General features: G+C 60.7%; 8 protein-coding genes and 1 pseudogene. 4 read left to right on the top strand and 5 right to left on the bottom strand.

The window, feature by feature from the left end; translation table 11 throughout:
- From GRPL_RS11625 to GRPL_RS11635, 3 genes and pseudogenes are all read left to right on the top strand, one after another.
- Positions 1 to 306 (top strand): annotated as a pseudogene (locus GRPL_RS11625) (carbohydrate ABC transporter permease); the annotation flags it as partial.
- A gap of 2 nt (positions 307 to 308) precedes the next feature.
- Entirely contained in the window at positions 309 to 1,271 is a 963-nt protein-coding gene (locus tag GRPL_RS11630; RefSeq protein ID WP_032699412.1) for a carbohydrate kinase family protein, read from the top strand.
- Entirely contained in the window at positions 1,258 to 2,343 is a 1,086-nt protein-coding gene (locus GRPL_RS11635) for an ABC transporter ATP-binding protein (protein WP_032699410.1), read from the top strand. Before GRPL_RS11630 ends, GRPL_RS11635 begins: the two co-directional genes overlap by 14 nt.
- Positions 2,344 to 2,357: 14 nt before the next feature.
- On the opposite strand, the gene GRPL_RS11640 is transcribed toward GRPL_RS11635, so the two are convergent.
- On the bottom strand, positions 2,358 to 3,512 hold the full coding sequence (locus GRPL_RS11640; RefSeq protein WP_032687344.1) for an MFS transporter: 1,155 nt from the start codon (positions 3,510 to 3,512) through the stop codon (positions 2,358 to 2,360).
- Between the two features lie 95 nt (positions 3,513 to 3,607).
- Here GRPL_RS11640 and GRPL_RS11645 point away from each other — a divergent pair, with 95 nt between their 5' ends.
- Positions 3,608 to 4,387 (top strand): AraC family transcriptional regulator, encoded by a 780-nt coding sequence (locus GRPL_RS11645; protein ID WP_032695253.1) that lies wholly within the window; start codon positions 3,608 to 3,610, stop codon positions 4,385 to 4,387.
- Here the strand turns inward: GRPL_RS11645 and GRPL_RS11650 are convergent.
- Genes GRPL_RS11650 through GRPL_RS11665 form a run of 4 tightly spaced genes read right to left on the bottom strand, consistent with a single transcriptional unit; the run spans position 4,384 to position 8,317 of the window.
- Entirely contained in the window at positions 4,384 to 5,124 is a 741-nt protein-coding gene (locus tag GRPL_RS11650; protein ID WP_032687032.1) for a proteasome-type protease, read from the bottom strand. The two genes, GRPL_RS11645 and GRPL_RS11650, sit on opposite strands and share 4 nt — an antisense overlap.
- Before the next feature lie 18 nt (positions 5,125 to 5,142).
- Positions 5,143 to 5,958, bottom strand: coding sequence for a transglutaminase family protein (locus GRPL_RS11655; protein ID WP_032687031.1), 816 nt, complete (start codon positions 5,956 to 5,958; stop codon positions 5,143 to 5,145).
- A complete protein-coding gene (locus tag GRPL_RS11660) occupies positions 5,955 to 6,884 on the bottom strand; it encodes an alpha-E domain-containing protein (protein WP_032687030.1) in 930 nt (309 codons plus the stop codon). Before GRPL_RS11660 ends, GRPL_RS11655 begins: the two co-directional genes overlap by 4 nt.
- The gene (locus GRPL_RS11665) at positions 6,878 to 8,317 is read right to left on the bottom strand and encodes a circularly permuted type 2 ATP-grasp protein (protein ID WP_004863765.1); all 1,440 of its coding nucleotides are present in this window, start codon (positions 8,315 to 8,317) and stop codon (positions 6,878 to 6,880) included. The genes GRPL_RS11660 and GRPL_RS11665 overlap by 7 nt, the downstream gene beginning before the upstream one ends.
- Positions 8,318 to 8,420: the final 103 nt, after the last annotated feature.

The raw sequence follows: 8,420 nt of genomic DNA, 5'->3' as shown, positions 1-8,420 counted from the left end.
GGTCTGCGGGTCTGGCAGGTGCTACTGCGCATCACCCTTCCACTGGCAAAACCCATGCTGGGGGCGTCGGCGCTGTTCGGCTGGCTGCTGGCCTGGGACGAGTTTTTCTATGCGCTACTGTTTACCAGCAACATTGCCGCCCAGACGCTGCCGGTCACCATTGCCGGATTCACCGCCGGGCGCGCCACCGACGATGGACTGGTGGCAGCGGTCGGCATCCTCGCCTCGGTCCCGCCGCTGTTTATCGCCATCTGGCTGCAAAAAACGTTGGTCAGCGGTCTCACTCACGGTGGAAGTAAAGGATAACTATGCAAACGCTCACCGCGCCTGTGCTCTATATCGCAGGTAATTACAATATTGATTTAATTATGGGAACCCTCGCACAGTGGCCGACTCCCGGCACCGAGGTGATGCTGGAACACAGCGCGCTGCGCCCCGGCGGTTCAGCGGGTAACTGCGCGCTGGCGGCCGCAGCCATGCAGCTCCCCCACTGCACCGTCGGCTGCCAGGGCGACGACGCCTTTACCGCCTGGCTGGCGGCACAGTTCCCCGGCAGCGCCGAACGCTGGCCGCAGTATCCCTGCGAGACCTCGCTGACGGTGGCGGTGACGCATCCCGACAAAGAGCGTTCGTTTCTCAGCAACTATGGACATATCACTCGCCTGTCCGCCGACGACATCCTGACTCAGCTCCCGGCCAGGGCGACGCCCGGCGATATTCTGCTGCTCTGCGGCACCTTCTTATGCACCGCGCTGTTGCCGGACTATCCACGGCTGCTGACGACCCTGCGCGACCGCGGTTTTCAGGTGGCGGTTGATACCGGCTGGCCGCCGCACAACTGGGACAGCGCGCTGCGTGAGGCGACCCACCGCTGGCTCGGCGATTGCGACTGGCTGCTGCTTAATGAAGTCGAAACGCTTGGCCTGGCGAACCAGGCCCCTCTGCCGACGGCGGCCCGCACCCTCGCGGCGCGTCTCAGCGGCCGGGGCGGCTGCATTGTCAAATGCGGCGCCGATGGCGCCTGGTGGTGGACGGCGGAACAGGGGCATCACGCGCCGGTGAAACCGGTCGAGGTCATCGACACCATCGGCGCCGGAGACAGTTTTAATGCCGGGTTTCTTGCCGGTTTGTTAAACGGCCAGTCGGCCTCACAGGCGTTACGTTGGGGCAACGCCGTGGCCGCTTACGCGATCGGTTCATCCCCACGTCGCTATCCCGACTGGCGAACCTTGCAACACCATATCGAGGAGGTCGACTATGGCCAGCGTTGAACTGCTAAACGTCGCCAAACAGTACGGTAAACAGACGGTGCTGCATCCGCTGGACTTGACCATTCCGGACGGCAGCTTTACGGTGCTGGTAGGGCCATCCGGCTGCGGAAAGTCAACGCTGCTGCGCCTGCTGGCCGGGCTGGAAAGCCTGTCCGCTGGAACGATATTGATGAACAACCGCCCGATCAACGATCTCGATCCCGCGGACCGCGATGTCGCCATGGTTTTTCAGAGCTACGCGCTCTACCCCCATCTGACGGTGGCGGAAAACCTCGCCTTTCATATGCAGGTCAAAAAAGTCGACAAGGCGACACAGAAAAACAAGGTTCAGCACATCGCCAGTATGCTGGGTATCGATAAACTGCTCGGCCGCTATCCGCGAGCGCTCTCCGGCGGCCAGCGTCAGCGCGTGGCTATGGGCCGGGCGATGGTGCGTAATCCGCAGGTTTTTCTGTTCGATGAGCCGCTCTCCAACCTCGATGCCCAGCTGCGCATGGAGCTGCGGGCCGAGATCAAATCCCTGCACCAGCGCTTCAACACCACCATGATTTACGTCACCCACGATCAGGTTGAAGCCATGACGCTTGCCGACCAGATCGTGGTGATGCGCGATGGCGTGATCGTGCAGCAGGGGGCGCCGCTGGAGATTTACGATCGCCCCTGCAACACCTTCGTGGCGCGCTTTATCGGCTCCCCGCCGATGAATCTGCTGGAGGGGCAGATTCAGCAGCGCGATGGCCAGCCCGGCGTGCAGTGCGGCGAACTGTGGCTGGCCCTGCCTGAACGCTGGTATCCGGCGGCGGCACAGCAGGGTCAGGCGCCGGTGATTGTCGGTCTGCGTCCGCAGGATATTCAGCCTGCCGCCGAAGGACTGCCGGGGGTCGTCAATATTGTCGAGGTCACCGGCGAGTCCACGCTGCTGCATCTCGACTGGCAGGGCTTCCCCATCCATGTCCAGGTCGCCGGGCGTCTCGAAGCGACTATCCGTCAGCCCTTATCGCTGGCGGTACGGCGCGAGAAAATCCATCTTTTCGACGCCGCCAGCGGCGAACGGCTGGCTTCCACGCGCTGAGCCTCGCGGGCGGGTCAGGTCGCCTCCGCCCGCGCGGTGCGCAAACAGCGGCCGTAGCATAGCCCGGCGATGCAGCTGACGCTGGCGCACACGATCAGCGCCCCTCCCAGCGATTGCCCCCATCCCACTGCCGCCAGTCCCAGGCCAATCAGCACATAATAGGCCAGGCCGAAGATAGCCCCGGCGGTTCCCCGACAGTGGCCGTATGCGCCCAGCGCCGTGCCGAGCAGCAGCGGGATCGCCATGGCGTAGGCAAAGGTGATGCCGATCATCGGCAGCAGGAACAGCAGCGTATCCGGCAGGCAAAACACCGCTACGCTGCTCATCAGCTGTATCAGACAGGCGAGCAGCAATATTCCCGCTTCCGCGACGGCTTTGCGCAGCAGCCAGCGATTGAACAGCGCCCCGGCCAACGATCCGACGGCCAACGCGATGCCGCTGTAGCCAAAAATCACGCTCCCCTGACGCAGCTGCGCGAAGATGAACGGCGCCAGGCTGTAATAGCTGAACAGACTGACGTTGAAGGCCGCCACCAGCAGGACCGCCAGCGCCAGCGGCTTATCCGTCGCCATCCGGCGTAAGAGCGGTAAAAACGCGGTGTGAACATGCTGCGACGGGCGAGTCTCCGGCAGTAGCCAGCAGCACAGTAGCAGCAATACCGCGGCCAGCAGCGCGAGGGCCGTCAACACACCGTGCATTCCCCAGCCGGCAACGATTGCTCCGCCGAGGTAGACGCCTGCCGCCGGGCTGACCGCCAGCACGAGGCCCATCACTGAAAAAAGAGCGGCAAGCTGGCGGCCGTTAAAACGGTCGCGAAGGATAGTCTGGCTCACCACCGATCCCGTTGCCGCACCGAACGCCGACAGCATCCGGGCGACCAGCAGTAACGTGAAATCACGCGCCGCCAGCGCCAGCACGCAGCCCAGGGCATAGGCCGCGAGGCCCGCCAACAGCGCCGGACGCCGGCCATAGCGGTCGCTGAATCGTCCCCAGTACAGCACACCGATGGCGAAGCCGATAAAGTAAACCGACAGGGTCTGCGTCGCCTCTACCGCGCTGACGGAAAAATAGCGGCTGATATCGGTCAGCGCCGGACTGTAAATCGTCTCCACGATCTGCGGAAACATCAATAATGCGGTAACCAGCACCATGGCCGAACGCCCGAACATCATCACCTCCGATACAATTAAGAGGCGCTATTGTAGGCGGGCGGTGAATCGTACATTATAAACATAATGACTTTTTATATCGGAAATCAGACATCATGGCCTGGCTCGAGGCGAATGCGCTATTTAATCCGGAGGATCTGCATAACAGAGTGATTGGCGTGTGCTCGGCGCTGGGTCAGCATGATTCCGGCAGCCACCTGCACCGGATGGGACAGCTGCTTTTTACCCGTCAGGGCTGCATACGACTGACCCTCAACAACGGCGCGCTGCTGTGCCTGCTGCCGCCCACCCGGGCGGCCTGGATACCGGCCGGCATGGACCACCGTGCGGAGATGAAAAGCATCGTCGACTATCGCTCGGTCTGGTTTCATCCGACCCACTATCCTGCCCTCCCGCGCCATCCGGCGATCCTCAACGTCGGCCCGCTGCTGCGCGAACTGCTGGAGCGAATCGCCGCCAGCCCGTGGGATAGTGACTGGCAGAACGGTATCGGCTGGCACCTCGCCGCGCTTTGCGAGGCGGAAATGTGCAGCGCGGCGCAGGAGCCGATGATGCTCGCCCTGCCTCAGGATAAGCGTCTGGCGCTGCTCGCCGGCGACGCCCTGCCGCCGCCGCTGCAGCAGCTGGCGGTCCGCTGCGGAGCCAGCGAAAAGACCATCAGCCGGATTTTCCGTCGCGATACCGGGATGACTTATCAGCAGTGGCGGCAGCAGTGGCGCCTGATGAAGGCGGTGGAGCTGCTGGCCACTGGGGAGCGCATTACCGATACCGCGCAGGCGCTGGATTTCGCCAGCGACAGCGCCTTTATCTACTTTTTCCGCACCATGACCGGCATGACGCCGGGACGCTATTTCTCACCGCAGACCGCGCCTTAGCGATCGCCGCCCGGCGCATAGGGCGGCAAGGTCTGGAACGTGTTTTGCAATCCTTCCGACCACGCCTTGCGGATGGTGTTGAAGTACGGATCGCTTTCGGTGATGCGATGCTGGCCGGCGCTGCTCAGGCTCCCGCTGCGGTACAGCAGCGTATCCAGCGGCAGGCCAACGGAGAGATTGCTGCGCAGCGTGGAATCAATCGAGATAAGCGCGCAGCACATCGCCTGTTCCAGCGGTGTCTCCCGGCTTAACACCCGATCGATGATCGGTTTGCCGTATTTGCTCTCGCCAATCTGGAAGTACGGGGTATCGCGCGAGGCTTCAATAAAATTGCCTTCCGGATAGATATGGAAAAGGCGATGCGTTTCTCCGGCAATCTGCCCGCCCAGCAGCAGGTTGCAGTTGAAGTTGGTATTGCCGCAGTGCTGCTGATTGCTGCTATCGCGCTGAATCACCTCCTGCAGCGTTTTGCCAATCAGCATCGCCGCGTCATACAGCGAGCTCACCTGCAGCAGATTAGGCTCCTGCTGAGTCGCAATCCGCGTACTCAGCAGGCTTATGACGCTCTGGGTGGTGGCCAGGTTGCCTGCGGACTGCAGCACCAGGACCCGTTCGCCGTCCTCGGCAAACACATGGAGTTTTTTAAAGGTCGCGATATGATCCACTCCCGCATTAGTGCGGGAGTCGGAGGCAAATACCAGTCCATCCGCTAAACACATGGCCACACAGTAGGTCATCGTTCTTTGTTCCTGCCTTTATTGCTGCTGCGCCTGTTGCGAATGCTCGCGCACTTCAGCGTTGGTTAACATTATTTCCCCGCCGCCGCCCAGCCGGGTGCCGCGCACCGGACAGGCATCCAGATAGTCCAGCCCGGTCGCCAGCCGCAGATGCTGGTTGAGGTGACGGGTATTATTGGTGATATCAAAAGATTGCCAGCGTCCGTTCACCCACACCTCTGCCCATGCGTGCATTGCGACATGCTGGGCATTATCGCTGTAAACGTAGCCGCTGACGTAGCGCGCCGGGATCTCCAGCGCGCGACAGCAGGCGAGGAAGACGTGGGTATGATCCTGGCAGACGCCTTTTGCCCTGGCAAAGGCGTCTGCGGCAGAGTCCTGCACCTGCGTGGCTCCCGGTGAGTATGGCATTCTCAGCAGCAGGTCCGCCATCAGTTGATTCAGACTCTCCTCCGGCTCATCGCGGCGATACAGGCGCTGGGCAAATTCGCGAATCCTGTCGTCGGCGCGGGTCAGCGGCGTACAGCGTAAATAGACCAGCGGAGAGAGCAGCTCCTCTTCCGCCACATCGCTCTGTTCGCTGTCCTCGGCAATATCCACGATCCCGCTGGCGCGGATGGCAATCTCTTTGTGGGGATTGTCGAGCGTTAATACATGCAGGACATTTCCCCATGCGTCGGTGGTCGTCACCGCCGCGCCCTCCGGCAAGGTCAGGGTCCAGGAGGTAATGGTTTGCCGTCCGGTGCTGCGCGGCGTCAGGCGCAGGTACTGGGTCGAAAACTTCACTTCTTCATCGTAGCCGTAGCGGGTCAGGTGATCGATGACCAGTTTCATAGCGCCTCCAGATAAGTTTGTCTGATGCTGTCGGACAGAGCATTAATACGCGCCAGCAGTCCGTTGAGGTAACTTTGTAAATCGGCGCCCGCCAGATCGTCGCGGGTGCTGAAGCGCAGATCGACATTCAGCTGATGCGCCAGGCGCAGCGGCAGGTGTGAACGGTCGTTTGCGATATGCTCCAGCTGACCAATCAGATCGGAGATACAGGCCCGCAGGGATCGCGGTACGTCGTTGCGCAAAATCAGCAGCTCCATCACCGTCTCCCGGGTGACCGGCTGGCGAAAGATACTGTTGTAGGCTTCCCGGGCGCTGACCGCGTTAAGCAGGGTGTCCAGCCGGTAGTATTCGCGTACCGAATCCGGATCGCTGCTCAGCTGCTGATCCTTGATCAGCAGCAGTTGCGTGGTGGCGTAGGCCCGTTCAATCAAGGTGCCGATACCGATAAAGCTCAGCGCGTCATTGCGCAGCAGCGTACCCAGCACCGCGCCGCGAAACAGGTGCACCCGCTCCTTCACCCAGTCGAAAAAACCATCGGTGCCCAGTTCGCTAATCCCCCGCTGGCGGAGCTGGCGCAGTTCAATACGTGTAGCGTTGATGCACTCCCACACCTCGGCGGACAGGCTGCCGCGAACCGCATGCGCGTTGTTCCAGGCCATCTCCACGCAGCTGTAAATACTGCAGGGGTTGTTGCCGTCGAGCGCGAAGAAATTAAGCAAATTGCTCATGGTGAAGCGCGCATGTCGCGCCTGAAACAGTTCATGGGTTAAGGACAAATTCAGCGGCAGAGCCAGATCCCGCGACTGCTGGCTGTGACGCGGGATCATCGACAGTTTCCACGTCACATCAAGCACCCGGGCATAGCTTTCCGCGCGCTCCAGGTAGCGCGCCATCCAGAAAAGTTCACTCGCAGTCCGACTCAGCATGATTCACCATCCTCCATCACCCAGGTATCTTTGGTGCCCCCGCCCTGCGATGAGTTCACCACCAGCGAGCCTTCGGTGAGCGCCACCCGCGTCAGACCGCCCGGCACCAGACGAATCTCCTGGCCGGAGAGGACAAAGGGACGCAAATCGATATGCCTCGGCGACAGCCCTCCCTCCACGAAGGTCGGACAGGTGGACAACGCCAGAGTCTCCTGTCCGATATAGTTAGCCGGATTGGCCAACAGACGCTGGCGAAACATCTCCCGCTCTTCTTTGGTTGAACGCGGCCCCACCAGCATGCCGTATCCCCCGGCGCCATGAACTTCTTTGACCACCATCCTCTCGAGATTCCCCAGCACGTACTGCAAATCCTCCGGCTTGCGACACTGCCAGGTGGGAATATTGTTCAGTATCGGCTGCTCGCCAAGATAGAAGCGGATCATCTCCGGGACGAAGGGGTAGATCGACTTATCGTCCGCCACACCGGTACCAATCGCATTAGCCAGCACCACGCCGCCTGCGCGATACACCGACAGCAGGCCGGGCACGCCGAGCATCGAGTCGGCGCGAAATGCCAGCGGGTCGAGATAGGCGTCATCAACACGCCGGTAAATCACATCCACCCGCCGCGGCCCTTCGGTGGTGCGCATATAGACCGCGCCCGATTTAATAAACAGATCGGCGCTTTCCACCAGCTCAACCCCCATCTGCTGGGCGAGGAAGCTGTGTTCGAAATAGGCGCTGTTAAAACGCCCGGGCGTCATCACCACCACGCAGGGATCGTCCACCGGGGAACTTTCACGCAGGGTTTGCAGCAGGTATCCCGGATAGCGCTCGACCGGCGCAATATGGTGATTTTCAAACATCTCCGGATAGAGACGCATCATCATTTTGCGGTTTTCCAGCATATACGAGACCCCTGAAGGGGTACGCAGGTTATCCTCCAGCACGTAATACTGGCCGTCGCTGTTGCGCACCATATCGACGCCGGTAATGTGGGCATAGGTATTATTGGGCAGATTGATGCCCTGCATGCAGGGCTGATATTGTTCATTGGCCAGTACCTGCTCCGCCGGAATGAGGCCCGCGCGCAGGATATTTTGCTCGTGGTAGATATCGTACAAAAAGGCGTTCAGCGCTTTGACCCGCTGACGAATACCGCGATCGATCTTTTTCCACTCTCCGCCGGGAATGATGCGCGGGACGCTATCGAATGGAATCAAACGCTCGGTACCTTCATCTTCCCCATACACATTAAACGTGATGCCGATGCGGTGAAAAAGCAGCTCCGCCTGCTCTTTCTTTTGCCGGATAGAGAATTGATCGGTGTTGTGAAACCATTGCCACCAGGCGTTATAGTGGTGACGCTGCTGTCCCTGCGCGGTAAGCATCTCATCATAATAATGCCCGTCAGGAAGCGTTATTTTTATCATGGCCGTCTCCTCCGGTTATACTCACGTTGGGGTAACCCCGCAAAGAGATAAGCATTTATTATGCCAGGTAGCAGAGGGCGTGAGACCAGTGCAATTCCCCGCA

The organism is Klebsiella planticola ATCC 33531, assembly GCF_000735435.1.
Taxonomy (GTDB): Bacteria; Pseudomonadota; Gammaproteobacteria; order Enterobacterales; family Enterobacteriaceae; genus Klebsiella; species Klebsiella planticola.
This window is presented reverse-complemented; position numbering and strand designations above follow the sequence as displayed.